General features: G+C 61.9%; 29 protein-coding genes and 2 tRNA genes. 13 read left to right on the plus strand and 18 right to left on the minus strand.

Annotated features, from left to right (window positions below; all coding sequences use genetic code 11):
• Window position 1: 1 nt before the first annotated feature.
• Window positions 2-574, plus strand: a complete 573-nt coding sequence (gene rfbC, locus ACHEXL_RS02430) for a dTDP-4-dehydrorhamnose 3,5-epimerase (protein WP_416560468.1) — start codon at window positions 2-4, stop codon at window positions 572-574.
• Window positions 575-788: 214 nt separating this feature from the next.
• Here rfbC and purT read toward each other — a convergent pair whose 3' ends face one another.
• A complete protein-coding gene (purT, locus tag ACHEXL_RS02435) occupies window positions 789-1,925 on the minus strand; it encodes a formate-dependent phosphoribosylglycinamide formyltransferase (RefSeq protein WP_416560469.1) in 1,137 nt (378 codons plus the stop codon).
• Between the two features lie 129 nt (window positions 1,926-2,054).
• On the opposite strand from purT, the gene ACHEXL_RS02440 reads away from it, so the two are divergent.
• From ACHEXL_RS02440 to ACHEXL_RS02450, 3 genes are read left to right on the plus strand one after another with little or no spacing between them, the layout of a single operon-like run.
• Entirely contained in the window at window positions 2,055-3,281 is a 1,227-nt protein-coding gene (locus ACHEXL_RS02440; RefSeq protein WP_416560470.1) for an efflux RND transporter periplasmic adaptor subunit, read from the plus strand.
• Between the two features lie 12 nt (window positions 3,282-3,293).
• Window positions 3,294-4,526, plus strand: a complete 1,233-nt coding sequence (locus ACHEXL_RS02445) for an ABC transporter permease (protein ID WP_416560471.1) — start codon at window positions 3,294-3,296, stop codon at window positions 4,524-4,526.
• Entirely contained in the window at window positions 4,519-5,208 is a 690-nt protein-coding gene (locus tag ACHEXL_RS02450) for an ABC transporter ATP-binding protein (RefSeq protein WP_416560472.1), read from the plus strand. Before ACHEXL_RS02445 ends, ACHEXL_RS02450 begins: the two co-directional genes overlap by 8 nt.
• Here the strand turns inward: ACHEXL_RS02450 and ACHEXL_RS02455 are convergent.
• Window positions 5,205-6,203, minus strand: a complete 999-nt coding sequence (locus tag ACHEXL_RS02455) for an adenosine kinase (protein ID WP_416560473.1) — start codon at window positions 6,201-6,203, stop codon at window positions 5,205-5,207. The two genes, ACHEXL_RS02450 and ACHEXL_RS02455, sit on opposite strands and share 4 nt — an antisense overlap.
• Window positions 6,204-6,244: 41 nt before the next feature.
• Window positions 6,245-6,916: a RadC family protein gene (gene radC / locus ACHEXL_RS02460; protein ID WP_416560474.1), complete on the minus strand. Its 672-nt coding sequence runs from the start codon at window positions 6,914-6,916 to the stop codon at window positions 6,245-6,247.
• Between the two features lie 130 nt (window positions 6,917-7,046).
• Here radC and ACHEXL_RS02465 point away from each other — a divergent pair, with 130 nt between their 5' ends.
• The 6 genes from ACHEXL_RS02465 to ACHEXL_RS02490 all read left to right on the plus strand — a co-directional run bounded on the left by ACHEXL_RS02465 (window position 7,047) and on the right by ACHEXL_RS02490 (window position 10,662).
• Window positions 7,047-7,490 carry an FKBP-type peptidyl-prolyl cis-trans isomerase gene (locus ACHEXL_RS02465; protein ID WP_291917824.1) on the plus strand — a complete coding sequence of 148 codons (444 nt, stop codon included), beginning with the start codon at window positions 7,047-7,049 and terminating at the stop codon, window positions 7,488-7,490.
• Window positions 7,490-8,422, plus strand: a complete 933-nt coding sequence (ispH, locus tag ACHEXL_RS02470; RefSeq protein WP_416560475.1) for a 4-hydroxy-3-methylbut-2-enyl diphosphate reductase — start codon at window positions 7,490-7,492, stop codon at window positions 8,420-8,422. The genes ACHEXL_RS02465 and ispH overlap by 1 nt, the downstream gene beginning before the upstream one ends.
• 47 nt (window positions 8,423-8,469) lie before the next feature.
• Entirely contained in the window at window positions 8,470-9,777 is a 1,308-nt protein-coding gene (gene serS, locus ACHEXL_RS02475; RefSeq protein WP_416560476.1) for a serine--tRNA ligase, read from the plus strand.
• 28 nt (window positions 9,778-9,805) lie between these two features.
• Window positions 9,806-10,270 carry a hypothetical protein gene (locus ACHEXL_RS02480; protein ID WP_416560477.1) on the plus strand — a complete coding sequence of 155 codons (465 nt, stop codon included), beginning with the start codon at window positions 9,806-9,808 and terminating at the stop codon, window positions 10,268-10,270.
• A 36-nt stretch (window positions 10,271-10,306) separates the two neighbouring features.
• Window positions 10,307-10,396, plus strand: a tRNA-Ser gene (locus ACHEXL_RS02485).
• Window positions 10,397-10,491: 95 nt separating this feature from the next.
• Window positions 10,492-10,662: a hypothetical protein gene (locus ACHEXL_RS02490; RefSeq protein ID WP_416560478.1), complete on the plus strand. Its 171-nt coding sequence runs from the start codon at window positions 10,492-10,494 to the stop codon at window positions 10,660-10,662.
• Between the two features lie 123 nt (window positions 10,663-10,785).
• Here ACHEXL_RS02490 and ACHEXL_RS02495 read toward each other — a convergent pair whose 3' ends face one another.
• The 6 genes from ACHEXL_RS02495 to ACHEXL_RS02520 all read right to left on the minus strand — a co-directional run bounded on the left by ACHEXL_RS02495 (window position 10,786) and on the right by ACHEXL_RS02520 (window position 16,026).
• Window positions 10,786-11,388: a LuxR C-terminal-related transcriptional regulator gene (locus ACHEXL_RS02495; protein ID WP_416560479.1), complete on the minus strand. Its 603-nt coding sequence runs from the start codon at window positions 11,386-11,388 to the stop codon at window positions 10,786-10,788.
• An 85-nt stretch (window positions 11,389-11,473) separates the two neighbouring features.
• A complete protein-coding gene (locus tag ACHEXL_RS02500) occupies window positions 11,474-12,790 on the minus strand; it encodes a tryptophan--tRNA ligase (RefSeq protein WP_416560480.1) in 1,317 nt (438 codons plus the stop codon).
• Between the two features lie 50 nt (window positions 12,791-12,840).
• Complete coding sequence (locus tag ACHEXL_RS02505) at window positions 12,841-13,503, minus strand: site-2 protease family protein (RefSeq protein ID WP_416560481.1); 663 nt, start codon at window positions 13,501-13,503, stop codon at window positions 12,841-12,843.
• Between the two features lie 70 nt (window positions 13,504-13,573).
• Window positions 13,574-14,197, minus strand: a complete 624-nt coding sequence (locus ACHEXL_RS02510; protein WP_416560482.1) for an L-threonylcarbamoyladenylate synthase — start codon at window positions 14,195-14,197, stop codon at window positions 13,574-13,576.
• A gap of 78 nt (window positions 14,198-14,275) precedes the next feature.
• Window positions 14,276-15,175, minus strand: a complete 900-nt coding sequence (locus ACHEXL_RS02515; protein ID WP_416560483.1) for a DMT family transporter — start codon at window positions 15,173-15,175, stop codon at window positions 14,276-14,278.
• Window positions 15,172-16,026: a 3',5'-nucleoside bisphosphate phosphatase gene (locus ACHEXL_RS02520; protein ID WP_416560484.1), complete on the minus strand. Its 855-nt coding sequence runs from the start codon at window positions 16,024-16,026 to the stop codon at window positions 15,172-15,174. The genes ACHEXL_RS02515 and ACHEXL_RS02520 overlap by 4 nt, the downstream gene beginning before the upstream one ends.
• 151 nt (window positions 16,027-16,177) lie before the next feature.
• Between ACHEXL_RS02520 and ACHEXL_RS02525 the strand changes: the two genes are divergently transcribed.
• Window positions 16,178-16,426: a YfhL family 4Fe-4S dicluster ferredoxin gene (locus ACHEXL_RS02525; RefSeq protein WP_019430476.1), complete on the plus strand. Its 249-nt coding sequence runs from the start codon at window positions 16,178-16,180 to the stop codon at window positions 16,424-16,426.
• A 15-nt stretch (window positions 16,427-16,441) separates the two neighbouring features.
• Here ACHEXL_RS02525 and pth read toward each other — a convergent pair whose 3' ends face one another.
• The 7 genes from pth to ACHEXL_RS02560 form a co-directional block, all read right to left on the minus strand.
• Entirely contained in the window at window positions 16,442-17,077 is a 636-nt protein-coding gene (gene pth / locus ACHEXL_RS02530) for an aminoacyl-tRNA hydrolase (protein ID WP_416560485.1), read from the minus strand.
• A gap of 115 nt (window positions 17,078-17,192) precedes the next feature.
• Entirely contained in the window at window positions 17,193-17,822 is a 630-nt protein-coding gene (locus ACHEXL_RS02535) for a 50S ribosomal protein L25/general stress protein Ctc (protein ID WP_416560486.1), read from the minus strand.
• Between the two features lie 100 nt (window positions 17,823-17,922).
• Window positions 17,923-18,900, minus strand: coding sequence for a ribose-phosphate pyrophosphokinase (locus tag ACHEXL_RS02540; protein ID WP_416560487.1), 978 nt, complete (start codon window positions 18,898-18,900; stop codon window positions 17,923-17,925).
• 41 nt (window positions 18,901-18,941) lie between these two features.
• Window positions 18,942-19,018: transfer RNA gene (locus ACHEXL_RS02545), tRNA-Gln, on the minus strand.
• Window positions 19,019-19,052: 34 nt separating this feature from the next.
• Window positions 19,053-19,898: a 4-(cytidine 5'-diphospho)-2-C-methyl-D-erythritol kinase gene (ispE, locus tag ACHEXL_RS02550; protein WP_416560488.1), complete on the minus strand. Its 846-nt coding sequence runs from the start codon at window positions 19,896-19,898 to the stop codon at window positions 19,053-19,055.
• A gap of 37 nt (window positions 19,899-19,935) precedes the next feature.
• On the minus strand, window positions 19,936-20,454 hold the full coding sequence (locus ACHEXL_RS02555; RefSeq protein WP_416560489.1) for a lipoprotein insertase outer membrane protein LolB: 519 nt from the start codon (window positions 20,452-20,454) through the stop codon (window positions 19,936-19,938).
• On the minus strand, window positions 20,451-22,172 hold the full coding sequence (locus ACHEXL_RS02560; RefSeq protein ID WP_416560490.1) for a tetratricopeptide repeat protein: 1,722 nt from the start codon (window positions 22,170-22,172) through the stop codon (window positions 20,451-20,453). Before ACHEXL_RS02560 ends, ACHEXL_RS02555 begins: the two co-directional genes overlap by 4 nt.
• Before the next feature lie 77 nt (window positions 22,173-22,249).
• On the opposite strand from ACHEXL_RS02560, the gene mutM reads away from it, so the two are divergent.
• Together mutM and mutY are read left to right on the plus strand one after the other, a co-directional pair.
• Complete coding sequence (gene mutM, locus ACHEXL_RS02565; RefSeq protein WP_416560491.1) at window positions 22,250-23,065, plus strand: bifunctional DNA-formamidopyrimidine glycosylase/DNA-(apurinic or apyrimidinic site) lyase; 816 nt, start codon at window positions 22,250-22,252, stop codon at window positions 23,063-23,065.
• A complete protein-coding gene (gene mutY / locus ACHEXL_RS02570) occupies window positions 23,050-24,090 on the plus strand; it encodes an A/G-specific adenine glycosylase (RefSeq protein ID WP_416560492.1) in 1,041 nt (346 codons plus the stop codon). Before mutM ends, mutY begins: the two co-directional genes overlap by 16 nt.
• A 49-nt stretch (window positions 24,091-24,139) precedes the next feature.
• On the opposite strand, the gene rapZ is transcribed toward mutY, so the two are convergent.
• Window positions 24,140-25,003, minus strand: coding sequence for an RNase adapter RapZ (gene rapZ, locus ACHEXL_RS02575; RefSeq protein WP_416561296.1), 864 nt, complete (start codon window positions 25,001-25,003; stop codon window positions 24,140-24,142).
• Entirely contained in the window at window positions 25,000-26,682 is a 1,683-nt protein-coding gene (gene recN / locus ACHEXL_RS02580; protein WP_416560493.1) for a DNA repair protein RecN, read from the minus strand. The genes rapZ and recN overlap by 4 nt, the downstream gene beginning before the upstream one ends.
• Window positions 26,683-26,684 lie beyond the last annotated feature (2 nt).

Consider the following 26,684-nt stretch of genomic DNA (forward strand, 5'->3'; position numbering starts at 1 on the left):
TATGCCATTCACCGCCACCCCTACCGCTATTGCCGATGTGTTGATTTTGGAGCCCAAGGTCTTTGGCGATGCGCGGGGCTTTTTTTATGAGAGCTTCAACGCGCGCGATTTCGCTCAAGCCACGGGCTTGGATGTGCGCTTTGTGCAGGACAACCACAGCAAGTCGGCCAAAGGTGTATTGCGGGGTTTGCATTACCAAATTCAGCACCCGCAGGGCAAACTGGTGCGGGTGACGCAGGGCGAGGTGTTTGACGTGGTGGTGGACTTGCGTCGCAACTCGGACACGTTTGGTCAATGGAGTGGCGCGCATTTGAGCGCAGACAACCACCGCCAGCTGTGGGTGCCGCCGGGCTTTGCGCATGGGTTTGTGGTGTTGAGCGAGAGTGCGGAGTTTTTATACAAGACGACCGATTATTGGTTCCCGGAGCACGAGCGCAGTTTGCTATGGAACGACCCGGCGGTTGGCATTGACTGGCCGATTGACTTTAAGCCGCAGTTGGCAGCCAAAGACCAAGCGGGCAAGTTGCTGCGCGAAGCCGATGTGTTTGAAAGCTCCCTGCGCGCGTCCGCCTAATTAGGATTAATTGGGGTCAGATCCCAATTTTTTCAAGGAAGACGGCGTTGTTTTTTGTGGGAGCTAGCCCCTGCTCGCGAATGTCTGGCAAATCAACGCTGCACGTATTCGGCCGCAGGGGCGGCCTCCCACAAAGAGGGGCTTGTTATACATTCGGCCGCAGGGGCTGCCTCCTACAGGGATAAGCATCCTGCAGGGGTGATCGCAGGCGCGCTTAAACCACCACCTTGATCTTGCCCGCTGCGTCCCTTGCGCGTTGCAGGGCATTGGTACCTTTGGCCAGCGCCACGGCCATGCGTCGGTAGGGGCGAGTGGTGGGTTTGCCGAAGATGCGCACGTCCACGCCGGGCTCGCTCAGGGCTTCGGCCACGCCTGTGAATGTGGGCTGTGTGCCGTCCTTGTCGGCCAGCACCACAGCGCTGGCGCCTTCCACACATTCAATGCTCGGAATCGGCAGACCCAAGATGGCTCGGGCGTGCAGGTCGAATTCGCTCAAGTTCTGGCTGATCATTGTCACCATGCCTGTGTCGTGTGGGCGGGGGCTCAGCTCGCTGAAGATCACTTCGTCTTTGGTCACGAAGAACTCCACACCAAACAGACCTGCGCCGCCTAAGTCAGTGGTGACTTTTTCGGCCATTTCTTGCGCGGCTTTCACTTGCTCGGGCTTCATGCCCTGGGGCTGCCAGCTGTACTGGTAGTCGCCGCGCTCTTGCACGTGGCCAATGGGTGGGCAAAACAGGGTTTGCCCGTTGCGTTGGCGCACCGTGAGCAGGGTGATTTCAAATTCAAAGTGGATGAATTCTTCGACGATGACTTTTTGGCGGTCGCCGCGCATGCCCGCGCAAGCGTAGTCCCAACTGTCTTGCACATCGGCCGCCGTCTTGGCCACGCTCTGGCCTTTGCCAGATGAGCTCATGACCGGTTTGATGACGACGGGGAAACCGATCTCGGTGGCTTTGGCCAGCAGTTCGGCGGCGGAGTCGGCGTAACTGAACTTCGCGGTGCGCACACCCAGGCCCACGGCCACGTCGCGGATGCGGTCGCGGTTCATGGTCAGGTTGGCGGCGCGGGCGCTGGGGATGACTTCAAAGCCTTGTTTCTCCACGTCGAGCAGCACCTCGGTGCGGATGGCTTCGATCTCGGGGACGATCAGGTCTGGCTTGTGTTTGGCAATGGCGGCACGCAGCGGGGCTTCGTCCAGCATGCTGAAGACTTCAGATTCATCCGCCACTTGCATGGCGGGTGCGCCCGCATAGCTGTCGCAGGCGATGACGTGGCAGCCCAGGCGCTTGGCGCTGATGACGAATTCTTTGCCCAGTTCACCGGAGCCCAGAAGCAGGATTTTTTTCATGGAGATAAGAAGGGTAGAGAAAGCACAAAAGCCTCATTGTTGCTCAGTTGCCTGACACACAGCCTGCACATGGGCCGATCTTGACCTGGATCATGGGCGTAAACCCTAGCGATCCTCAGAATGGGCCGCATGAATGCTGTTTGGACCTGGATTCGCCAACATGGCGGCCAATTGTTGTGGGGTTTGCTGGCCCTGATACTGGGTGGGGCTTTGCTGCGCTGGTGGATGGGCCCACAGGTGCAGACAGAGGCGGTACAACGCCGTGATTTGCTGCAAACGGTGGTGGCCAGTGGCCGGGTAGAGACGCCGCACCGGGTGGACATTGGTGCGCAAATCACCGGTACCGTGGCGCGTGTGCCTGTGGCCGAAGGGCAGGTGGTCAAGGCGGGTGATGTGCTGATCGAGTTGGCCAGCACCGAGCTGCAGTCTGCCAAACGGCAGGCCGAGCAGGCCGTGATGCAGGCCAAGGGCCGGTTGCGGCAGTTGAACGACTTGCAGGGGCCGGTGGTGCAGCAAATGCTGCGCCAGGCGCAGGCCGGTCTGGATGCGGCGCGTGCCAGCGGGCAGCGCAATCTGACCTTGTTCGAGCAGGGCTTCATCGGTCAGGCAGCGCTGGACGAGTCGCACAAGGCCTTGGCCCTGGCCGAAGCCCAAGTGTTGGCCGCGCAAAAACAAGTGGCATCTACCCAGGCTGGCGGCGCTGAGCACAGCCTGGCCGTGGGCGCCGTGGCCGAGGCGCAGGCCAACGCCGAAGTGGTCAGTGCCAAAGCCCGCTATGCGGTGATCAAGGCGCCCGTGAGTGGTCAGCTGATTGGACGCAGCGTGGAGGTGGGCGATGTGGTGCAAGCAGGCAAGGTTTTGATGACTTTGTCGCCCGAAGGCACCACGCAGTTGGTGGTGCAGATTGATGAAAAGAATCTGCGTTGGATCGCATTGGGGCAGCAGGCATTGGCTTCGGCCGATGCCTATCCGCAGCAAAAATTCAAGGCCCAGGTGGCCTACATCAACCCCGGCGTTAATGCCCAGACCGGCGCGGTGGAGGTCAAGCTCGATGTCACTGAACCTGTTCAAACCTTGCGGCAGGACATGACCGTGTCGGTGGACTTGGTGGTGGCGCGCAAGCCGCAAGCGCTGGCGCTGCAGGTGGGGCACGTCAACGACATCAACGGGCCTGCGCCTTGGGTGTGGCTGCTTGATGCTGGCCATGCGGCGCGCCGCCCGGTGCGGCTGGGCCTGCGGGGTGGCGCGTGGGTCGAGGTGCTGGAAGGCTTGCGTGAGGGCGACGCCGTGATCACCATGCCCAACACGTTGACCAATGCCCTGCGCGAAGGCCAGCGCGTGCGTGCGCAACCTTGAGCGGGCCGCAGCATGTTCAAGCCCTGGGTGCCGTTTGAGTGGATTGTAGCGATCCGTTTTTTGCGTGAAGGCCGCACGCAGACGGTGTTTATTTTGGTGGGCGTGGCCATTGGGGTGGGTGTGATCGTTTTCATGTCGGCGCTGCTGGCGGGCTTGCAGGGCAACTTCATTGCAAGGGTCTTGTCGGCGCAGGCGCATATTCAGCTTTTGCCGCCCCAAGAGTTAACCCGCACTTTGCACACGGCCACGCCCAGTGAAGTGAACGCCGCCATCGTGCAGCCGCCTTTGCAAAGGCTCAAATCGATTGACCAATGGCAATCCTTGATCACCACGGTGCGCGACATGCCCGATGTGAAGGTGGTCTCGTCCGTGGTCAGTGGCTCTGCGCTGGCGGTGCGTGGCAGTGCCAGCCGGGTGATCGGCCTGACAGGGGTGGAGCCCGAGGGGTATTTCCAGATCGTCAAGTTGCCCGACAAAATTGTGCGCGGCACCCCGCGACTGACGGGGCAGGACATGCTGATTGGCACCGATCTGGCCAGCGACTTGGGCGTGGATGTGGGCGACAAACTGCGCGTGACCAATGCGGCGGGACTGGCCACTACCTTGACCATCAGCGGCGTGTTTGACCTGGGCAATAAAGGGGCCAACCAGCGCAGCACCTTTGTGGCGCTGCGCACCGCCCAAAGCCTGCTGGGCTTGCTGGGTGGGGTGACCAGCATCGAAGTCACGGTGCGCGATGTGTACGCGGCCGAAGTCATCGCCCAGCGCATTCAGGCGGCCACCGGGGTGCAGGCCGACAGCTGGATCAAGACCGGTGCACAGTTTTTTGCGGCCGTGAGTGCGCAAAGCACCGCCAACACGGCCATCCGGTTTTTTGTGGGCCTGTCGGTGGCCTTTGGCATTGCCAGCGTTCTGGTGGTGTCGGTGGTGCAAAAGTCCCGCGAGATCGGGATCTTGCGGGCCATGGGCATTTCACGCGGGCAGGTGCTGCGCGTGTTTTTGCTGCAAGGCGGCTTGCTGGGCTTGGGCGGAGCGGTGCTGGGCTGTCTGGTGGGTGCTTTGGGGTTGGTGCTGTGGCAGCACTTGGCCTTGAATGCCGATGGCACGCCGCTGTTTGCGCTGGTTCTCGACCCGACCTTGTTTGCGCTGGCGCTGGGGCTGGCCACTCTGACGGGCTTGGCCGCAGCTTATGCGCCGGCTTTGCGGGCGGCACGTCTGGACCCGGTGGAGGCCATCCATGGCTAGCGAAGATGTGGTGGTGCGCTTGCAAGGCGTGCGCAAGGCCTTCAATGTGGGCACGGGCATTGAGACCGAGGTGTTGCACGGCATCGACCTGACGCTCCACCGGGGCGACTTTTGTGCGGTGATGGGGCCGTCGGGATCGGGCAAGAGCACTTTGCTCAACATCATCGGTTTGCTGGACAGGCCGACCGCTGGCTTGCTGCAAATGGCGGGCGAAGAAACCACGCTGTTGACCGACCAAGCCCTGACGCGCTTGCGCGGGCACCACATTGGTTTTGTGTTCCAGTACCACCACCTGATCTCGGCCTTTACAGCACTCGAGAACGTGATGATGCCCCTGCTGGGCGCGGCGGGTTTTCCAAACCCCGAGATGCGCGAGCGGGCCGAAGCCTTGTTGGAGAGTGTGGGCCTGACGCCTTGGAAGAACAACATGGCCAACAACATGAGCGGCGGGCAGCAGCAGCGTGTGTCTTTGGCCCGGGCCTTGGCCATGAACCCGGCCTTGCTCTTGGCCGATGAGCCCACTGGCAATCTGGACACCAAAAGTGCAGATGCCGTGTTTGCGCTGCTGCGCCGCATCAACCAAGAGCAGGGCACCACGGTGCTGCTTGTCACGCACAACCCCGAGCTGGGCAGGCGCTGCGACAAGACCATCCAGGTGGTGGATGGTCTGATCCAGATTTAAGCCGCTGTGGCTTGGGCGGCAATGCCTTGCAGTTGGGCGGCGGTCAAACGGTTGCCGTGCTGGCTGACCACCGCAGCGGCGGCGCGGTTGGCCAGCGCTGCGGCTTGCGCAGGGCTTTGGCCGTGGGTGATGCCATACAAAAAGGCCCCGGCAAACATGTCGCCCGCACCGTTGGTGTCCACGGCTTGGGTGGGCACAGCGGGCGCGTCGATGCGCTGGGCGCCTTGCACCACGATGCAGCCCTTGGGGCCGCGTGTCAGGCAGACCGTGCTGGCCAAAGCCGACAGCTGGGCGATGATGGCGTCCAGGTCGGTCGTGCCGCACCAGGTTTGCGCTTCTTCTTCGTTGGCAAACAAATAGTCCAGACCGTTGCCGATCATGGCCTCCAAGCCTGCTTTGCAGAAATTGATCATGCTCACATCGCTGAGCGTGAGCGCGGTTTGTACTTGATGATCGATGGCGATCTGGCGGCCTTTGACAGCGGCTTCTAGGCCGGTGGGCGATGCGGCCAAATAGCCTTCCATGTAATAAATTTTGGACTTGGCGATGTCTTGCGGGTGCAAGGCGCTGGCGTCCAATTGTGAGGTGGCACCCAAGAAGGTGCACATGCTGCGCTCAGCGTCAGGGGTGACCAGAACCATGCAGCTGCCGGTCTGGCCTTCGGTGGGGCGGGTGTGGGTAAGGTTGGTCGCCACGCCATTAGCCTGAAGGTCTTGTGTGTAGTACGCGCCCAGCTCGTCGTCGGCCACGCGGCATGAATAAAAGGCTTTGCCGCCCAATTGCGCCAGCGCCACCACGGTGTTGCCGGCTGAGCCGCCACCAGTCCGGCGGGCGTGCAGGCCCTGCACATGGGTGAGCAGTTCGGCGCGTTGGGGGGTGTCGATCAGGGTCATGTGCCGCTTGCTCACCCCCATTGCCTTGAGCAGTGCATCGGAAACTTCGTATTCGGTGTCGACCAAGGCGTTGCCGATGGCGTAGAGGTGGTAGTGAGACATGACGGGCTTCAAAAATCAAAAACACCGAGTTTAGCGGTCGCTCACATCAAGCCCTGCTCCGCCATCGAAAGCGATTGGCCTTGGCCCACGATGATGTGGTCCAGCACGCGCACGTCCACCAGCGCCAAAGAAGCCTTGAGGGTCTGGGTCAGGTGCTCGTCGGCACGGCTGGGCTGCACCGAGCCGCTGGGGTGGTTGTGGCTCAACACCACGGCAGCGGCCTGGTGGTGCATGGCACGCATGACCACTTCACGAGGGTAAACCGAGGTCTGGCTGAGCGTGCCCCGAAAAAGCTCTTCCATGGCCAGCATGCGGTTTTGGTTGTCCAGAAACAGCACGGCGAAGACCTCGTGGGTTTTGTGGGCCAGCTGCAGCTGCAGGTATTGCTTGACCGCGCCCGGCGTGTGAAAGCATTCGCGCTCTTTCAGGCGCTGGCTGAGCGCCCGGCGGGCCATCTCAAAGACGGCCAGCAGCTCGGCTTGTTTGGCGGGGCCCAGGCCTTTGACCATTTTGAGCGATTCTACGGTGGCGTTGAGCAGGCCCGCGATGCCGTCCGGCCCCAGCAGCTCTTCGGACAGCTGGAACACGTTTTTGCCCGCCATGCCCGTGCGCAACAGAATGGCCAGCAGCTCCACATCGCTCAGGGCCTGCGGGCCACGCGCCAGCAGTTTTTCGCGCGGACGCGCGTCAAGCGGCAAGTCCTTGATGCTCATGGTTTGCCCCTCCCCGGAGCGGCCTTCGGTCCGTCTTATCCCCTGCGACAGGGCAGCTTGGCCGGGCTTTTTACAATAGTGCTTTCTTTATGCCCGTTTGCCCGCTTGGGCGGCAACCACGAAAACCCTTATGTCCATTGTCGAACCTGGTTCTTTCTTGACGCTTCACTACCGCCTGGCCGGGCCGCAGGGGGACATCATCAACACTTTCAACGAAAAGCCCGCCACCTTGTCGCTGGGTTCGGGCACCTTGTCGCCTGCTGTGGAGCAGCGCTTGCTGGGCCTGGCCGAGGGCACGCGGGTGGTGATGGAAATACCGGCGGGCGAGGCCTTTGGCGAGCGCATTGCCGACATGCAGCAGTGGGTAGCACGCAAGCTGCTCAACGAACTGGGCGATCCGACCGAAAAATACGCTGCAGGCGATGTGGTGCAGTTTCCGACGCCCGATGGTTTGGGCTCGTATGCTGGCACGGTGCTGCAAGTGAACGAGGAGGGCGCGGTGTTGTTTGACTTCAACCACCCGCTGGCCGGTCAGCCTGTGACCTTTGAAGTCGAACTGATTGGGGTGCTGTGATGACGTCTGAAGTGCTGTTGGCAGAACCCCGTGGTTTTTGCGCCGGGGTGGACCGGGCGATCGACATCGTGGAGCACGCGCTCACCAAGTTTGGCCGCCCGATTTATGTGCGCCACGAGATCGTGCACAACACCTATGTGGTCAACGACCTCAAGGAAAAAGGCGCGATCTTCATCGAAGAGCTGGCCGATGTGCCACCTGGGGCCACGTTGATTTTCAGTGCGCATGGCGTGAGCCGTGTGGTCCAGGAGGAAGCCGAGCGACGCGGGTTCCGTATTTTTGACGCCACCTGTCCGCTGGTGACCAAGGTGCATGTGGAGCTGGCCAAGCTGCACAAAGAAGGCTACGAGTTCATCATGATCGGTCACAAGGGTCACCCTGAGGTAGAAGGCACCATGGGCCAGCTCGACAGCGGTATCCACCTGGTGGAAGACGTGGAAGACGTGGCCAAGGTGCAACCCGCCCAGACCAAGTTGCTAGCGGTGGTCACACAAACCACGCTGAGCGTGGACGATGCCGCCGAGATCGTGGCGGCTGTCAAAGCCCGCTTTCCGCAGGTGCGCGAGCCCAAGCAGCAGGACATTTGCTACGCCACCCAGAACCGCCAGGACGCCGTCAAGCTGATGAGCCCACTGGTGGATATGGTGATCGTAGTGGGCAGCCCCACCAGCTCCAACAGCAACCGCTTGCGCGAGCTGGCCGACCGCTTGGGCACGCCCGCTTACATGGTGGACAGCGCGGCCGATTTGCAGGAAGCCTGGTTTGAAGGGACCCAAAAAGTGGGCTTGACGGCGGGCGCATCGGCTCCGGACGTGCTAGTGCAAGAGGTGATTGCGCGCCTGCGGACGCTGGGAGCGGTGTCGGTGCGCACCCTGGACGGCATACAGGAAACCATCAAGTTTCCTCTGCCCAAAGGCCTCAAGCTCGATTGATATCCAGCGCGTCCTAGCGACGCTCTTGGCATCACTACAATGACGTCATGCTTGATATTGTTCTTCTCCGCAAAGACCTGGACGCTGCTGTGGCGCGTCTGCAGACCCGTAAAAATCCCCAGCCTTTTCTGAATGTCGAGGCGTTTCGCGCTTTGGAGGGCGAGCGCAAAACGCTGCAGACCCGCACCGAAGAGCTGCAAAGCCAGCGCAACAGCCTGTCCAAACAGATTGGCATGCTCAAGGGCAAGGGCCAGCATGCCGAGGCCGATGCGGTCATGGCGCAGGTGGGCGCGATCAAGGACGAGCTGGACGCCTCGGCCCAGCGGCTGGAGGTGATCCAGGCCGAATTGCAAACCCTGCTGCTGGCCGTGCCCAACTTGCCGCACGAGAGCGTGCCGGTGGGCGAGGGCGAAGAAGGCAACGTGGAGGTGCGCCGCTGGGGCACCGTGCGCCGTTTCGATTTCGAACTCAAGGACCATGTGGACATCGGCGGTCCGCTGGGTCTGGATTTTGAGACCGGCACCAAGCTGACCGGCTCGCGCTTTACTTTCATGCGCGGCCCGGTGGCCCGTTTGCACCGGGCGCTGGCGCAGTTCATGCTGGATGTGCAGACTCAAGAGCACGGCTACACCGAGTGCTACACGCCCTACATCGTGAACGCTGACACGCTGCGCGGCACGGGCCAGCTGCCCAAGTTCGAGGCCGATTTGTTTGCCGCCAACAAGGGTGGCCAGGAGGGTGAGGAGAGCCAGGCGCTGTATCTGATCCCCACGTCCGAGGTGACGCTGACCAATGTGGTGCGTGACGAGGTGCTGGCCGAGAGCGATTTGCCCATCAAGCTGGCGGCGCACACGCCTTGCTTCAGGTCGGAGGCGGGCAGCGGAGGCCGCGACGTGCGCGGCCTGATTCGCCAGCACCAGTTTGACAAGGTCGAGATGGTGCAGATCGTGCACCCGGACAAGAGCTACGAGGCTCTGGAAGCCATGACCGCCCACGCCGAAGCCATTTTGCAAAAGTTGGGCCTGCCCTACCGGGTGATGAGCCTGTGCACCGGCGACATGGGCTTTGGCGCGAGCAAGACCTATGATCTGGAAGTCTGGGTGCCTGCGCAAAACACTTACCGCGAGATCAGCTCGGTCTCCAATTGCGAGGCCTTCCAGGCTCGTCGCCTGCAGGCACGTTTCAAGAACGCACAAGGCAAGAATGAGCTGGTGCACACCTTGAACGGCTCTGGCCTGGCCGTGGGCCGTGCCCTGGTGGCGGTTTTGGAGAATTACCAGAATGCCGACGGCTCCGTCACGGTGCCCGAGGTGCTGCGCCCTTATATGGGCGGTGTGGCTATGCTCAGCGTTTGATGTGTTGGATACCACCAAGAGTGCATTGATGAACGGCATCCATCGTGTTTTGTGGGCGCTTCTGGTGACTGTAGGTTTGGCCGGTGGCTTGGCGGCTTGTGCCAACACCAGCAGCACGCCTTCAGTGGGTGTGGGGCCAGACGGCAAGGTACAAAACCCGGTGCAATTGCTAGGGCAGTTGCCTCTGCCGCCCGGCGCGGGCATTCGGGCCGATCAGTCCTTGATCATTGGCGCGGGTGACAACTGGGTGGGTCGGGTGGTGCTGGACGTGGGGCGTGACTTGGATGCGGCCTACAGGTTCTTCCTCGAGACCTATCCGTCGCAGGGCTGGACCGTGGTGTCGGCTGTGCGCGGCAAAAACAGTTTCATGGTCATGACACGACAAGAGCGCACGGCCACGTTCGAGATGGTCGATGGCGGCATGCTGGGCAGCAGTGTGTCTTTGACGATGGCGCCACGCAATGCAGCGGTCATGGTGCCGAAAAAGCCCTGAGCGGCTCTGCTAGAATCACGGCTTCGACGAATCTCAGGAGGGGTGGCAGAGTGGTCGAATGTACCTGACTCGAAATCAGGCGTAGTGGCAACACTACCGAGGGTTCGAATCCCTCCTCCTCCGCCAGTTAAAAACCCCGCAATGGGTCACCATTGCGGGGTTTTTTATGGTCTGTACGCGCTTCGCGCAGATCTTGAACGTCACCACTCGGGCCTGTTGCCATGAAGTATTTTGTGTTTTTGTCTCTTTTTGTGCTGGCCCCTGGCCTGTCGGGTTGCACTGTTTTGGCCATTGCCGATGCAGCAGGCTCGGCAGTGGTTTACGGGGTCAAGACCACGGTCAATGTGCTGGATGCGGTAACACCTGACATTGTGAACAAGAAGAAAGACTGATCGCGCCGTGCTTAGGCCACCGCGGGGCCGAACATAGAAAGCCTGTCGCAGCCGCCATGCAAAACCGGCACATCAGTGCCGGTTGCGCATCACAAAACAGGCGCTTGAAGCGCCTGCTGTTTTTCAAATACCCAGCCAACCGTTGGTTCGGGCAAAGTGCAGGGCTTGTGTCCGGCTGTTCACGCCCAGACGGCGGAACAGGCGCCAGAAGTGCACTTTGACGGTGTGTTCGCTGATGTCGAGCTTTTCGGCGATTTCGCGGTTGGACAGGCCTTGGTCCAGCATCAGAATCAGTTGCTTTTGGCGCTTGGACAGTTTGGTTGGACCGGCAGGTGCTGCGTCTTCTTCAGCCTCTTCTTCTTCGGTGATCAGCAAGCTGCGCAGTGCCGCAATGATTTGCGCTGGGCTGTTGGATTTTTCGATGAAGGCGTTGGCACCGGCTTCAAGGCAGCGTGATTCAAACTCGCTGGCGCTGGCACTGGTCACCACCGCCAAAGGTACGTTTGGAAATTTGGCTTTGAGCACCTGAACACCTGACATGCCAAGGGTGTCTGGCAACTGCAGGTCCAGGCAGAAAAGCTCGGGCACGCCGTTCTTTTCAACCGTCGACTCGACCACGTTCAACTTGTGAATCGGGATGATCTTGAGTCCTGGCTTGACACGGTGGACCAGCATGGTGAGTGCGTCGCGCATCAGGGGGTGGTCGTCGATGACATATACAGTCATGTTTTAGATCTTTGCAGTAGGCTTAAAGTTTAAGGATACACCGATTTATGAGTTTACGCAATATAAATTGGCAAATTTGAAAAAGTTATTTAATTGTTTTTTGTGAATGCACAATTTCTGACAAAGCCAAGGCTGCGGTGTCCGCTTTTTCTGGTGTCAAGGCCTCCAGCAGAGGACTAAGTTCTGTGAGCGCGGCAAGGCCCTCGGCTTGCAGGCGCGCGATGGTCTGCCCGACTTCCTTGGGTGACGCGAACCCGCGGCTTTGCAAAAGCAATTGACCTTGCGCATCGACCAGCTTGAAGTAGAACTGGCCGTCTTTTTCGCGGTATTGCTTGAAGCTGGGTAGCGCGGGTTTGGCCTCCTTGGCCAGGGGTATCGTGTTGCCGGATGACAAGGCACGCAAGCCCACGGCGTGGCGCACTTCTCGGATGAAGGGCGTGGCCAGCTGGCGGGCTTTGTCTGCCCCGGCCAGCAAAATCTTGTCCATCTGCGCGGGGTTGTCGATCAGGGCTTGGTAGTGTTCGCGCATGGGGGCGATCTCGCGGTCGATGCGTTCAAACAGCATTTGTTTGGCGTCGCCCCAGCCGATGCCCTCGGCATAGGCACGGGCCATGGCTGCGGTCTCTTCGGCGCTGGCAAAGGCCTGATAAATCTGGAACAGGGTCGAGCCTTCGGTCGCTTTGGGCTCGCCCGGCGCTTTGGAGTCGGTCACGATGGCCGCGATTTGCTTGCGCATTTGCGCGGCCGGCGCGAACAGCGGGATGGTGTTGTCGTAGCTTTTGCTCATCTTGCGGCCGTCCAGACCAGGCAAAAGCGCGACCGATTCTTCCACCACGGCTTCCGGCAAGACAAAGTGCTCGCCATACAAATGGTTGAAGCTCGACGCCATGTCGCGCGCCATCTCGATGTGCTGAATTTGGTCGCGGCCCACAGGCACTTTGTGCGCCTTGAACATCAAAATGTCGGCGCCCATGAGCACGGGGTACATGAACAGACCTGCCGTCACATCGCTGTCCGGGTCGTGGCCGGCAGCGTTGTTTTTGTCCACAGCCGCTTTGTAGGCATGGGCACGGTTGAGCACGCCCTTACCGGTCACGCAGGTGAGCAGCCAGGTGAGTTCGGGGATTTCAGGAATGTCCGACTGGCGGTAGAAAGTGACTTTGTCCGGGTCCAGGCCCGAGGCGATCCAGCTGGCGGCGATCTCGAGGGTGGAGCGCTGGATGCGGGCGGGCTCGTCGCACTTGATGAGCGCGTGGTAGTCGGCCAAAAAGTAAAAACCATCGGTGCTGGTGTCGCGGCTGGCTTGTACCGTGGGGCGGATGGCGCCCACGTAGTTGCCCAGATGCGGTGTGCCTGTGGTGGTGATGCCGGTGAGGACGCGTGTGCGGGTCTTGGGATTCATGAGAAAAAGCAAACGGGGAAAAGAAGTGCTGTGGCATTCAGCGCAAAAAATCAGCGCAACAAAGCGGCCAGCGGGCTGAGGGTGAGTTTCAGGAAGTCAAAGGTCAGGCCCATCAGGGGCTGCATCCACCAGGCGCTGATGAGGCCGGTGAGCACCAGGGCCATGACGATGAAAAAGCCCCAGGGCTCCACACGCGACACCAGCACCGCCTGACGCCAGGGCAACAGACCCACCAAAATGCGACCGCCGTCCAGCCGGGGCAGGGGGAAGAGATTGAAGGCGAACATGACCACGTTGGTCAGCATGCCGGCTTTGCACATTTCCAGAAAAAAGCGCTCGGTCAAGCCACTGCCTGCAAGCACGTAAAGCAAAACGCCCCAGAGCAAGGCCTGCACCAAATTGGAGGCAGGTCCAGCCAGTGCCACCCAGACCATGTCGCGTTTGGGGTGGCGCAGCAGGTCAAAGCGCACCGGGACCGGCTTGGCATAGCCGAACAGGAAAGCACCACTGGTGCTGAAGTACAGCAGCAGCGGCAGCAAGATGGTGCCCAGCGGATCGATGTGCGGCAGGGGGTTGAGCGTGACGCGACCCAGCATGGCGGCAGTGTTGTCGCCCAGACGCTGCGCGGCATAGCCGTGGGCGGCCTCGTGCAGCGTGATCGCGAAGATCACGGGCAGGGCATAAATCAGGACGGTCTGGATGAGGTCGGACATAAGCACCAGATTGTCTCAGACCTGGCCTGCGCTTTGATTGGAGGGGCGGCCTTCCACAGTGGAAAAGCGTTCAGAGACCCAGGAGCGCGGGGTCGCCTTGGCCTTGACGAAGCACTTGGGGCTCGTCCCCGCTCATGTCGATCACGGTGGTGGGCTTGAGTGAGCACGCCCCGGCATCGATGACCGCGCCCACCTGGTGCTCCAGGCGTTCGCGGATCTCTTCGGGGTTGTTGAGCGGCTGGTCTTCGCCGGGCATGATGAGGGTGGCCGCCAGCAGCGGGGCGCCATGCAGGGCCAGCAGTTCCTGCAGTACCTGGTGCTCGGGTACGCGCAGGCCAATGGTTTTGCGTTGGGGGTGGCTCACGCGGCGCGGCACTTCCTTGGTGGCCTCCAGAATGAAGGTGAAAGGCCCGGGCGTGGCTTGCTTGATGGCGCGAAACTGGCGGTTGTCTACCCGCGCGTAGTTGGCCAGCTCACTCAGGTCGCGGCACAGCAGCGTCAGGTGGTGCTTGTCGTCCACGCCACGGATGCGGCGCAGCTGGTCGGCAGCGTTTTTGTCGTCGAGGTGGCAGACCAGGGCGTAGCTGGAGTCGGTGGGCACGGCCAGCACCCTGCCCTGGTTGAGCAGCTGCACGGCTTGCTTGAGCAGGCGCGCTTGCGGGTTGTCGGGGTGAACAGTGAGAAACTGGGCCATGGGTGCGGACAGTCGGATGCCGGTGGTGATCGTATGAAGGTAGATGGAGGCGAAATCCCGCAGAGGAAGGGCGTTGTCTCAGGATTCCGGGGGCTGGATGGCGATGCGGTTCTCGCGCACGGTGAGCCAGGCCCCCAAAGCGCCGCACAGGGCCACCAGGCCCATGCCGACAAAGGTCCATTGGTCGGGCAGGTGGTTGAACACCAGCCACCCACCCAGCACCGCAAAGCCGATCTGGGTGTACATGTAGGGCGTGAGGGTGGCGGCCGGGGTTCGGCCATAGGCCAGGATGAGCAAGAAATGCCCGATCGAGGCCAGCACGCCCATGATCAGCAGCTGTAACCAGACCGTCCAGTCTGCAGGCATTTCCCAGACAAAGGGCAGTAGCAGTGTGGCCATGCCGGTGCCGATCCAGCCGGTGTAGAAGTGGGTGGTGATCGGGTCTTCGGTCTTGGCCATCTTGCTGGTCAGCAGCTGAAAGCCGGAGTTGGTGCCGACCAACATCAAGGGCAGGATCACCGTCCAGTCAAAGTGCTGGCTGCCGGGGCGGATGATGACCATCGTGCCCAGGAAGCCGCCCACCACCAGCAGCCAGCGCAGGGGTCGGATTTTTTCCTTGAGCATCCAGGCCGCCAGCAAGGTGATGACCAAGGGTGCCAGCAGCGAGATGGCGGTGAACTCGCCCACGGGCATGTATTTGAGGCTCAAAAAAGCCAGAATGCTGCAGGCAAACAGCAGCAGGCCACGGGCCAGCTGAAAGCGCGGGTGTTCGGTGCGCAAGACGCGCCTGCCACGCCCCGGCCAGACCACCACCGTGGTGATGAGCGCCTGAATGGCGTAGCGGAACCACAGCGCCACCATCACCGACAAGCCGGCACTGACATGCCGTGTGGTGGTGTCCAGGCTGGCGAAGCAGGCGGTGGCCAGGACCGCAAAGCCGATGCCCTGAAGGCTGGCGTGTCGGTGCGTCGGATTCACTGAATGCGGTCGGCCAGCAATTCCCAAACTGGGGTGAGTTGGCCAGGCAGGTAGGGCAGGGTGCCCAGGTCGATGCGGCTTTCGTCGGGGCTGTGAAAGTCACTGCCGCGCGAAGCCACCAGCTCGAATTCGAGGGCGGTTTCAGCGTAGCGCACCGCTTCTTGCGAGGAGTGGCTGCCGGTGATGACCTCCACCCCGCGCCCGCCGTGGGCCTTGAATTCGCTGAACAGTGCGTACTCTTCGTTGGGCGTGAAGCCGTAACGGGCCGGGTGGGCAATGACGGCGATGCCGCCCGCTTCGGTGATCCACTGCACCGCTTCCTGCAGCCGTGCCCAGCGGTGTGGCACATAGCCGGGTTTGCCTTCGGTCAGGTATTTGCGAAACACTTCCGAGGTGTCGCTGCACACACCCGTTTCGACCAGGTGCCGGGCAAAGTGGGTGCGCGAAATCAGCTCGGGGTTGCCCACATATTGCAGGGCGCCTTCGTAGGCGTTTTGGATGCCGACTTTGGCCAGGCCGTCTGACATCTCCTGGGCGCGTTCGCTGCGCCCACCCCGGGTACGGCGCAAGCCGGCCACCAGGGCGCTGTTGTGTGGGTCAAAGCCCAGGCCCACGATGTGCACCGTCTGGTAGGCGAAGGTGACCGAAATTTCAGTGCCCGTGAGGTAGGGCATGCCCAGTGCCTTGGCCGCGGCCAAGGCGCGGTCTTGGCCGCCCACTTCGTCGTGGTCGGTCAGTGCCCACAGTTCCACGCCGTTGGCTTTGGCGCGTTCAGCCAGGGCTTCGGGGGTGAGGGTGCCGTCGGAGATGACGGAGTGGCAATGCAGGTCGGCGTTCATCATTGGGCTCATTTTAGGCGCATGCCGCTGGGTCAGCGCCACTCGTGGGGACTGGCCTGTGTCCAGCCTTGGGTCAGGCAACAGCCCTGCAGTCCTTCGGGCTGATGCCTGTGGCCGATAATCCGGGCATGACCACGATGCAGACTTTTGCGGAGCCCCAGCCATGGCACTGATGATCACCGATGAATGCATCAACTGCGATGTGTGTGAGCCCGAGTGCCCGAACCAGGCGATTTATCTGGGCGAAGAAATTTACGAGATCGACCCATCCAAGTGCACCGAGTGCGTCGGGCATTTTGACGAGCCCCAGTGTGTGCAGGTCTGCCCCGTGGCTTGCATCCCCGTCAACCCCCAGCACGTCGAAAACCAAGAGTCGCTCTGGGCCAAATACCGCCGCTTGCAGGGGCAGTGAGCCGGGCGGCTCGCCTTATTCTGCAGCTGGGGTGTCGGGCGTTGGCGCTTTGACCGGTCGGGGCGGTTTGGGGCGCGGCGGCTTGCTGGTGTGGATCCGGACCATGGCCTTTTCCATGTCGCCCGCCAGGAGCAGAGGCAAAGCCGCTACAGAGCGGTGGATGCTGTCGTCTATGGCTTTGCGGTGCTCGAGCATCGGCTTCTTCAAGACCCAGCTGACCACTTCGGCCTTGTCGCCCGGGTGCCCCACGCCGATGCGCAAGCGCCAATAGTCGGCCGTGCCCAGTTGGGCGTGGATGTCACGCAGGCCGTTGTGCCCCGCGTGGCTGCCGCCCAGCTTGAGCTTGGCTTCGCCGGGGGGGATGTCGAGCTCGTCATGCGCCACCAGAATTTCTTGCGGCTGGATTTTGAAGAACCGAGCCAATGCGCTGACCGACTTGCCCGACAGGTTCATGAAAGTCTGGGGCTCGAGCAGCCACACGTTTTGGCCGTTGACGGTGGTGCGTGCCACCAGGCCGTGGTAGCTGCGCTCGGGCACCAGCGACACCTTGAGTTCGCGGGCCACGGCATCGATCCACCAGAAACCGGCATTGTGGCGGGTGTCTTCGTATTCGTTGCCCGGATTGCCCAGGCCGACTAGCAGTTTGATCATGGTGCGTGATTATCCTTGGCGCAGGCGGCCTTGCGACGTGAGCAGCCGGCCCCAAAGCAAAAGGCCCGCTTGCGCGGGCCTTCCAGAGCGGGGCTTTGCAGCCCCGGGCAGAAGATCACTTCTTGCCTTTGCCCTTGCCTTTGGCGTCTGCAGGTGCAGCGGCCACGGGGGCTGCAACCACTTCTTCCACGGGGGCCACCACGGACACGAGGACCGGGTTTTTCTTGCCGTGGGTGATGGCTTTGCAGCCAGCAGGCAAAGTGATGTCGTTCAGATGCAGGGATTTGCCCATGGTCAAGCCCTTCAGGTCCACCGCGATGAATTCGGGCAGGTTGGCGGGCAAGCAAGCCACTTCGATTTCGGTCACCACGTGGGTGATCGTGCACTTGTCGGTCTTGACGGCTTCGGACTCTTCTTCGCCGCTGAAGTGCAATGGCACCTTCATGTGCAAAGTGGTGTTGGCGTCCACGCGCTGGAAGTCGATGTGTTGCACCAACTGCTTGAAAGGGTGCATCTGGTAGTCACGCAGCAAGACTTTGCTGGTCTGACCGTTCAGTTCCATGTCCAGGATCGAAGCGTGGAAAGCTTCCTTTTTCAGGGCGTGCCACAAAGCGTTGTGGTCCAGCTCGATCAGTTGGGGGGCCGATGTGGAACCGTAAACGATGCCAGGTGTGCGACCGGAATTGCGGAGACGGCGGCTCGCACCCGTGCCCTGCTTAGCGCGCTCAAAAGCGACAAATTTCATACATTTCTCCTTCTAGGACCCACCGCGACCAGTGCGGTCCTGACTCAAAAAAGCCAGCCAGTCCCCAGGGACGGCTGGCCGCTGTTGGCCTTTTTTCCGATCAGCTTGGATCAGAGAACAGGCTCATCACCGACTCACCATGCGCAATCCGGTTGATCGTTTCGGCGATCAGCGGAGCCACGGAGAGTTGGCGAATCTTGGAACACGCTGCGGCTTCGGCCGACAACGGGATGGTGTTGGTGACCACGACTTCGTCCAGGGCTTTGCCCTTGGCGATGCGGTCGATGGCCGGACCCGAAAAGATCGGGTGTGTGCAATAAGCGTAGACCTTTTTGGCACCGCGCTCTTTGAGCACTTCAGCCGCTTTGACCAATGTGCCTGCAGTGTCAATCATGTCGTCCATGATCACGCAGTTGCGGCCGTCGATCTCGCCGATGACGTGCATGACTTCACTTACGTTGGCCTTGGGGCGGCGCTTGTCGATGATGGCCAGGTCGCAGCCGAGCTGTTTGGCCAAGGCACGGGCACGCACCACGCCGCCCACGTCGGGCGACACGACGATCAGGTCGTCGTAGTTTTGCTGGCGCAGGTCACCCAACAAAACAGGGGACGCGTAAATGTTGTCGACCGGGATGTCGAAAAAGCCCTGGATCTGGTCGGCGTGCAAGTCCATGGTCAGCACGCGGTCCACGCCCACAGCCTGCAGCATGTTGGCGACCACTTTGGCCGAGATCGGCACGCGGGTTGAGCGTGGGCGGCGGTCCTGGCGGGCGTAACCGAAATAAGGGATGACGGCGCTGATGCGGCCAGCCGAGGCGCGTTTGAGCGCGTCGACCATGATCAGCAGTTCCATCAGGTTTTCGTTGGTGGGTGCGCAGGTGGACTGCACCACGAACACTTCGCGTGCGCGAACGTTTTGCTTGAGTTCGACAGTGACTTCGCCGTCAGAGAAACGGCCCACATCGACCGCGCCGAGCTGTGTGCCCAGGTGCTTGGCGATCTCGGCAGCCAAAACAGGATTGGCGTTGCCGGTGAACAGCATGAATTCGGGGGGGAGTGAAGCAGGCTGCATGTGCATTCCAGCGATCAGATAAAGGGGCCTGTACGATTGAACGTATTTGGCAGGGGAAGAAGGACTCGAACCTTCGAATGCCGGAATCAAAATCCGGTGCCTTAACCAACTTGGCGACTCCCCTACACGGGTTGACCACTGAAACAGTGGCCGACCGATCAACTATCGCTGGATGCCCAACCCTGTAAAGGGTGAACCTCCAAATTGCTGCATTGGCGTCTTTGCCATCGGTCTGGGACCTGAATTGGCGCGGTGCCTGAGGTGCAATGTGCGAACACTGCACTGCCAGAACCTGTCATTTTGCCGTTCATGCCTGCGTTGCCAAGCACTTGGAGTGCGAGGGAAACGTCTGGACAGATCGTTTGAGCAACAGGTTGCAGATCATTGTGACCAAAGTCATATGGCGCTGCAGCGAAGACCGAAATTGTAGCAGGCTTTGTGGCCCGTTGAAGCGCCGGGTGCGTAAAAATTTGAGATGTTTCGACGCCTGACGGTGGTTTGAGGACCCAGAACTGGGCCGCAGGCAGTGCGATGGGGGTGATTTTTTCGCCAATGCCTTCCACCCAGGCGTTGTGGCCGCGCAGGAAAAAAGGCACGTCTGCGCCCAGTTGCAGGCCCAGTTGTTCGAGGGCAGGCAGCTTCAGTTTCAGGTCCCACAGCTGGTTGAGCGCGAGCAGACAGCTGGCGGCGTCTGACGAGCCGCCGCCCATGCCTGCCTGGGCTGGGATCTGTTTGTCGACCGCGATGTGCACGCCTTGTGTGCAGCCTGTGTGTTGTTGCAGCAATTTGGCGGCGCGGGTGATCAGGTCGTCGGCGGGCAGCTGGACGGTCAGGTCTTCGCGGCTGATGCAGCCGCCGGGGCGTTTTTCAAAGTGCAGGGTGTCGCACCAGTCGATGAGCATGAACACCGATTGCAGCAGGTGGTAACCGTCGGGGCGCTGGCCTGTGATGTGCAGGAACAGGTTGAGCTTGGCCGGGGCCGGGACGTCGTGCAGCAGTTTCATGGGGCAGATTATCGCCAGACCTGAGGCGTGAGCGGCCTCAGCGGTCGAGCAAGATGCGCAACACGGCTTCAGGGGCCGGGGCGTTTTTGCGGGCGGTCAGGCGCCCCTCGCGGTGGGCCGTCAGGTCCACTTGCCAGCCCGGTACGTCAGCGGCTTTGCCCGCCAGCCATTCAAACAGCGCGGCAATGGGCAGCTCGGTGCCTGTCAGGCGCTGGCTCAGGCTTTGCAGATTGGCGCTTTCGGTTTTGTCCTGGCCTTGCTCCAGCACGGCGGCTTGGGGTGTCCAGCTCAGGCGTGCCAGTGTTGTGCCAATCGGGCTGAGCAAGACCAGTTGGCCTTGATCGGCCGAGCCTTGCAGCTCAAAGCTGGCACTCCAGTTTTGCGGTGGCGTGCTTTGCAACTGCAAGGCCAGACGCCCCGACCAGAAGGCGGCCGGGTCAGTGGGGGTGGGGCGGGGGGTGGCACACCCGGCCAGGCTGAGCAGGCCCAGACTCAGCAGGCCCAGCCAGGCACGTCGCTCAGGCGGGGATGGCAGGGGCTGCCGGGGCGGCTTCATGGTTTGAAGTTGAAGCGCTTGAGGGTTTCGACCAGGGTTTCGTTGTCGGCCTTGAGTAGCAGGCCTTCGCGCCAGATGGTGCCAGCTTCGCGTTGCTGGCCGGTCACCCAGAGCACCTCGCCCAAGTGAGCGGCGATCTCGGCATCGGGTTTGGCTTTGTAGGCGGCTTTCAGGATAGTCAAGGCTTCCTGGTGCAGGCCTTGGCGAAACTTCAACCAGCCCAGGCTGTCCTGGATGTAGGCGTCTTTGGGCGACAGTTGCACGGCTTTTTCGATGAGTTGCTGCGCTTCTTCCAGGCGGATGTTGCGGTCTGCGAGGGAATAGCCCAGGGCATTGAAGGCTTGTGCTTCTTGCGGTGCCTTGGCCATCAGCTGGCGCAGCAGGGCCTCCATTTCGTCGAAGCGTTTGAGCTTTTCGCAAACCATCGACAACTCGGTCAGCAGCTCGGTGTCGTCGGGTTTTTTGTCCAGGGCAGCCCGCACCAAGGGATAGGCCGCGGCCGCGTCGCGTTGCTCACGCAGCCAAAAGGACTGGGCCAACACCTTGCGGCGTGCCTGCTCGGCATTGGCCGGTTTGACTTGGGCCAACACGCGGCGCGCTTCGTCCATGCGGCCTTGCTGCGCCAGCAGGTCGGCTTGGCGACTGGCAAGCTTGATCGGGTCGGCCGCGGCGGGCATGCGGCTGAGCCATTGGTTGGCGCGGTCCAGTTGCCCTTGCTTTTGCGCGATTTGTGCCAGGCTCATCAAGGCTTCGGCCAATCCGGCCTGCTGCTCTGGCGTGGGGTTGTTGGCCAGCAGCCGGGTGTATTGTTCGAGGCGTTTTTCAGCTTCAGGCAGCTGGCCGTTTTCCTGCAAGACCAGGCCGTGGATCAGCCAGCCATCGGCAAATTCCGGGTGCTTGGCGTTGAGCACCGCCAGTTGCGCCAAGGCTTCAGAGTAGAGCTGCAGGCCCACCAAAGTGCGTGCGTAGCCCAGACGCAGTTCGGGTACGACATCGGTTTTCATGGCCGCATCGACCATGGGTTTGAGGGTGCTGTTGGCGTTGACCAGCAGGCTGAGCGCCAGCACCAAAGGCCCTGTGGCCTGTGGGTCGGCGGCGTGGCCTTGCGTCGAGGCCTCGACCGCCCGCGAGATCTGGCCCGCATCCCTGCGCATGCGGCCCACAGTGGTCCAGGCTGTCGCGGCAGTGGTTTTTTGGGTGAAGGCCTGGGCCAGGGCTTTTTCCACCACATCGGCCGCCAGGGGCTTGTCTTGCACCACGCTGAACAAACGCGGCACGGAAGCGATGGCGCCGGGCTGCTCGTCCAAGGGCAGCTCGTTGATGGAGACGGCCAGGGCTTTGCCCGCTTCTTCCACCCGGTTTAAGGCCAGCAAAATCTGGAGCACGTAGCGACTGGCTTCGATGGCGGTGGGGATTTCCCTTTTCCAGGTTTGCGCCGCTTGCAGAGCGGCCTCGCCAGAGCGGGCTTGCAGGGCCATGTCGACCGCGCGCTGGAACAGCGCCGGGTCGCGGGTTTTGCGTGCCGCGTCGAGCATGATGGAAAAACCGCTGCCCGGCGAGCCCATGCGGGTGTTGAGTTCGCCCAGCAGGATTTGGTAGAACAGGGCCGCGTCAAGCGCCGATTGTCGGGGTGCCGTTTCGGCTTTGGGGGCGACAGACTGCGCCCAAGCACCGACGACGCACGAGGACAAGAGGGCAAGTCGAAACCAGAATTTCATGCCGACCATCATAATCCAGCCACCTTTTTAACCAGGGCGCCGCAGGCCAATGGCCATTGCGGGCGCCGAGCTCTTGCATGCCCGAACTCCCGGAAGTTGAAGTCACCCGCCGCAGTTTTGCCGACCGCATCGCCTCGGCCCAGATCTTGGCCATGCAGCTGGGTAAGCCGCTGCGCTGGCCGCTGGGTGTGCCCGCCGCCAGTTTGGTGGGGCGGCAAATCTGGGGCGTGCGCAGGCGCGGCAAATACCTGCTGCTCGATTTGGACCAAGGCTTGCTGCTGGTGCATTTGGGCATGTCGGGCAGCTTGAACTTTGCCCCCACCCAGCCCGAAGCTGGCCCGCATGACCACATGGACCTGGTGACCGACCGGGGCGTGCTACGGCTGCACGATCCGCGCCGATTCGGGGCGGTGGTCTGGGCCCCGGGTGAAGATTCCTCCCAGGCGCAAAAACTGCTGGGGCGTTTGGGTGTGGAGCCTTTGAGTGCCCAGTTCGATGTGACGGCCTTTGCCCAAGCCCTCAAAAAACGCCAGTCGGCCATCAAGCAGGTCTTGCTGGCGGGCGACGAGGTCGTCGGCGTGGGCAATATCTATGCGTCAGAAGCCTTGTTCATGGCAGGCATTCGCCCCACCACCAAGGCATCGCGTTTGTCCAAACCGCGTGTGGCCCGGCTGCACGCGGCCATCGTGCAGGTGTTGACCCGTGCAGTGGAGCAGGGCGGCAGTTCGCTCAAGGACTTTGTGAACGCCGAAGGCCGCACCGGGTATTTCCAGCTGGAAGCGGCGGTGTACGGTCGCGCGGGTGAGCCTTGCCGGGTGTGCGCCACACCCATCCGGTCCATGCTGCAGGGCCAGCGCACCACTTTTTATTGCCCCACATGTCAGAAACCGTGATGACTTTGCCCGATGGGTTTGCCCGCCGCATGGTGGACTGGCAGCGCCTGCATGGCCGCCAAAGCCTGCCTTGGCAAAACACCCAGGACCCGTACCGTGTCTGGTTGTCCGAGATCATGCTGCAGCAAACGCAGGTGAGCACAGTGCTGGACTACTTTCCCCGGTTTTTGGGGCGTTTCCCGGACGTGGCGGCTTTGGCTGCCGCGCCGCAAGACGATGTGCTGGCGCTGTGGAGCGGCCTGGGCTATTACAGCCGCGCCCGCAACCTGCACAAATGCGCCCAGGAGGTGATGACGCGGTTTGGCGGGGCTTTTCCGCGCCGCGCAGAAGACCTGCAAACCCTGCCCGGCATTGGCCGATCGACGGCAGCAGCCATCGCGGCGTTTTGCTTTGGCGAGCGCGCCGCTATTTTGGATGGCAACGTCAAGCGCGTGCTGACCCGGGTTTTGGGCTACGGCGCGGACTTGGCGGTGGCCAAAAACGAAAAAGCCTTGTGGGCGCTGGCGCAAGACCTGTTGCCAGCGCAAGCGATCGACATGCCCCGCTACACCCAGGCCTTGATGGACTTGGGGGCTACGGTCTGTTTGCCGCGCAAGGCGCAATGCGAGGCCTGCCCCGTCAGCACCGTGTGCCAGGCCCAAGCGCAGCGCGAGCCGCTGGCCTACCCCGTCAAAACCCGCAAGCTCAAGCGCAGCAGCGCAACCTTGTGGTTGCTGTGGGCGGTCAATGTGCAAGGCCAGGTGTGGCTGCAAAAGCGGCCGGACACGGGCATCTGGGCGGGTTTGTTCAGCTTGCCTGTGTTTGAGTCCGAGGCGGATTTGCTGGCCGCCTGGGCGAGGGGAAAAGACCCGCAGTACATTGCGCCTTGGAAGCATGTGCTGACGCACCGCGATTTGCACTTGCACCCGGTGCGCATGATCGGGGCCGGAAGAAGCGCCCCGTCTTGTGAGGGGCAGTGGGTGGATGCCGATGCCTGGTCCGCGATGGGCTTGCCAGCGCCGATTCGAACCTTGTTGATGACCTGAGCCAGAGCAGGTCGGTGGCTTCAGCCCCGACCCACAAGACGCGAGGTGCTCAGATCGCGTCCAGCTCCCGGTGCCGTTTCAGGGTGAGCCAGCGTGCACCGAAATTTTGGGCCAGCTGCTCGACCATGAACACCGAGCGGTGCTGGCCCCCGGTGCAGCCGATGGCCACGGTGATGTAGCTGCGGTGGTCGCGCTCGATGGCGGGAATCCAGTGCTTCAAAAATCCCTCGATCTGCAGCTGCATCTGCACGAATTCTTCGGACTGGCGCAGGTAGGCCTGCACGGGTTCGTCACGACCTGTCAAGGGCCGCAGGGCGCTTTCGTAATGCGGGTTGGGCAGCATGCGCACGTCAAACACATAGTCGGCGTCGGTGGGGATGCCGCGCTTGAAGGCGAATGACTCAAACACCAGTGTCAGTTGCGCTGAAGGTGCGCTGACCAGGGTCTTGATGTAGGTTTGCAGCTGGGCCGAGCGCAGCAAGCTGGTGTCGATGACATGCGCGCGTTCACGCAACTCGGACAGCAGTTCGCGCTCGAACTGAATGGTCTCGAACAGCGCCTTGTCGCTTTGCGGCTTGCTGCCGCCCGACAAAGGGTGTTTGCGCCGTGTTTCGGAGTAACGCCGCTGCAAGGTGTCGCTGGTGGCGTCCAGAAAAACCGACTTCACCGTCATGCCCATGTCGCGCAGCAAGGCCATTTGTTCGGGCATCAGGTGCAGCGAATTGGCGCTGCGCACATCGATCGCAATCGCCAGCCGTTGCTCTTTTTGCTGTTCTTCGAGTTTGACGAAGGGGATCAGCAACTCTGGCGGCAGGTTGTCCACGCAGTAGTAGCCCGCGTCTTCGAGCGCGTGCAGCGCCACGGATTTGCCGGAGCCGGACATGCCGGTGATCAGGATGATGTCCATGCTCAGCTTTGGGCGGCTTTGCGGCCAAGGGGTTTGGAAGGGCTGCCCAGCATTTCGCGGGCGTGGGCCAAGGTGGTGGCAGACAACTTTTCGCCGCCCAGCATGCGGGCGATTTCGCTCACGCGCTCTTCGCCGCTCACGGGGCGCACCTGGCTGCTGACCTGGCCTTGGGCTGCGGCCTTGCTCACCAGCAGGTGGTGGTCGGCGCAAGCGGCCACCTGGGGCAGGTGGGTCACGGCCAGCACCTGGCGGTGTTGGCCCAATTGTTTCATCAGGCGCCCCACGGTTTCGGCCACAGCGCCGCCCACACCCGAGTCGACCTCGTCAAAAATCAAGGTGCCGGCTTCGCCCAGTTCGCTGGTGGTGACCGCGATAGCCAGCGCGATCCGCGAAAGCTCGCCGCCAGAGGCCACTTTGCCCACGGGCCTGGGCGTGCTGCCTTCGTGCCCGGCCACCAGAAAGCTCACTTCTTCGAGGCCGTGTTGCGCGGGCGCATCCAGGGTTTGCAGCTGCACCTCAAAGCGGCCGCCTTGCATGCCCAGCTGTTGCATGGCGCTGCTGACGGCTTGAGCCAATGGTTTGGCCGCCTTTTGGCGTTGCTGTGAAACTGCTTTGGCCGCTTGCAGACAGGCTTTGTGGGCAGCTTGTTCGGCCTTTTGCAAGGCGTCCAGGTCGGCGGCGGCATCGAGCTGGGCCAGTTCTTTGCGCCAAGCTTGCAGTGACAAGGGCAGCTCGTCAGGGGTTTTCTTGTAACGCCGGGCCAGTGACAGCCACAGTCCCATGCGCTCGTCCAGTTGGGCCAGCTGGGCCGGGTCCAGATCGGTCTTGCGCAAATAAGTGTGCAGGCTGTGGGCCACGTCTTCGGCCTGGGCCTGGGCAGAGGCCAGCACTTCGGCCAGGGCGTTGAATTCAGGTTCAAATTGTCCCAGCGACTGCAGGGTCTGGATGGCACGGGACAGCTGGCGCAACGCGCCGCCCTCGTCGTCTCCTTCAAGGAGCAGCGTGCTTTGGTTGGCCCCGTCGATCAGGGCTTGCGCATTGGCCAGGCGGCTGTGCTGGGTGCTCAGTTCTTGCCATTCGTCCACCTGCGGGTTCAGCTTTTCCAGCTCGCCAATTTGCCAGGCCAGACGTTCGCGTTCGTTGGCCAAGGTGCTTTGCGCTTGCTGCGCGTCGGTCAGGGTTTGCTGGGCTTGCCGCCAAGTATGCCAAGCGGTTTTGAGGGGGCGTGTGTCGATGCCCGCGTAGGCGTCAAGCAGGCCGCGCACCGCGTCAGGCCGGGTCAGGCTTTGCCAGGCGTGCTGGCCATGGATGTCCAGCAGTTGTTCGCCCAGCTCGCGCAGTTGCGTCGCGGTGGCGGGGCTGCCGTTGATCCAGGCGCGGCTTTTGCCTGCGGTGTCCACCGTGCGGCGCAGCAGCAAGTCGGCGCTGGCTTCAAAACCGGCTTCTTCGAGCCAGGCTGCAATGGCAGGGGTGGGCTCGAATTCGGCGCAAACCTCGCAGCGGCTGGCGCCTTCGCGCACCACACCCGAGTCAGCACGTGCGCCCAAGGCCAGCTGCAAGGCGTCGATCAGAATCGATTTGCCCGCCCCGGTTTCGCCCGTCAACACGCTGAAGCCCGTGCTCAGGTCCAGTTCCAGTTCGTGCACGATCACGAAATCGCGCAGGGTGATGTGCGTCAGTGCCACGG

Origin of the sequence: Limnohabitans sp. YIMB22184, assembly GCF_048020265.1 — a bacterium.
Lineage (GTDB): Bacteria > Pseudomonadota > Gammaproteobacteria > Burkholderiales > Burkholderiaceae_C > Limnohabitans_A.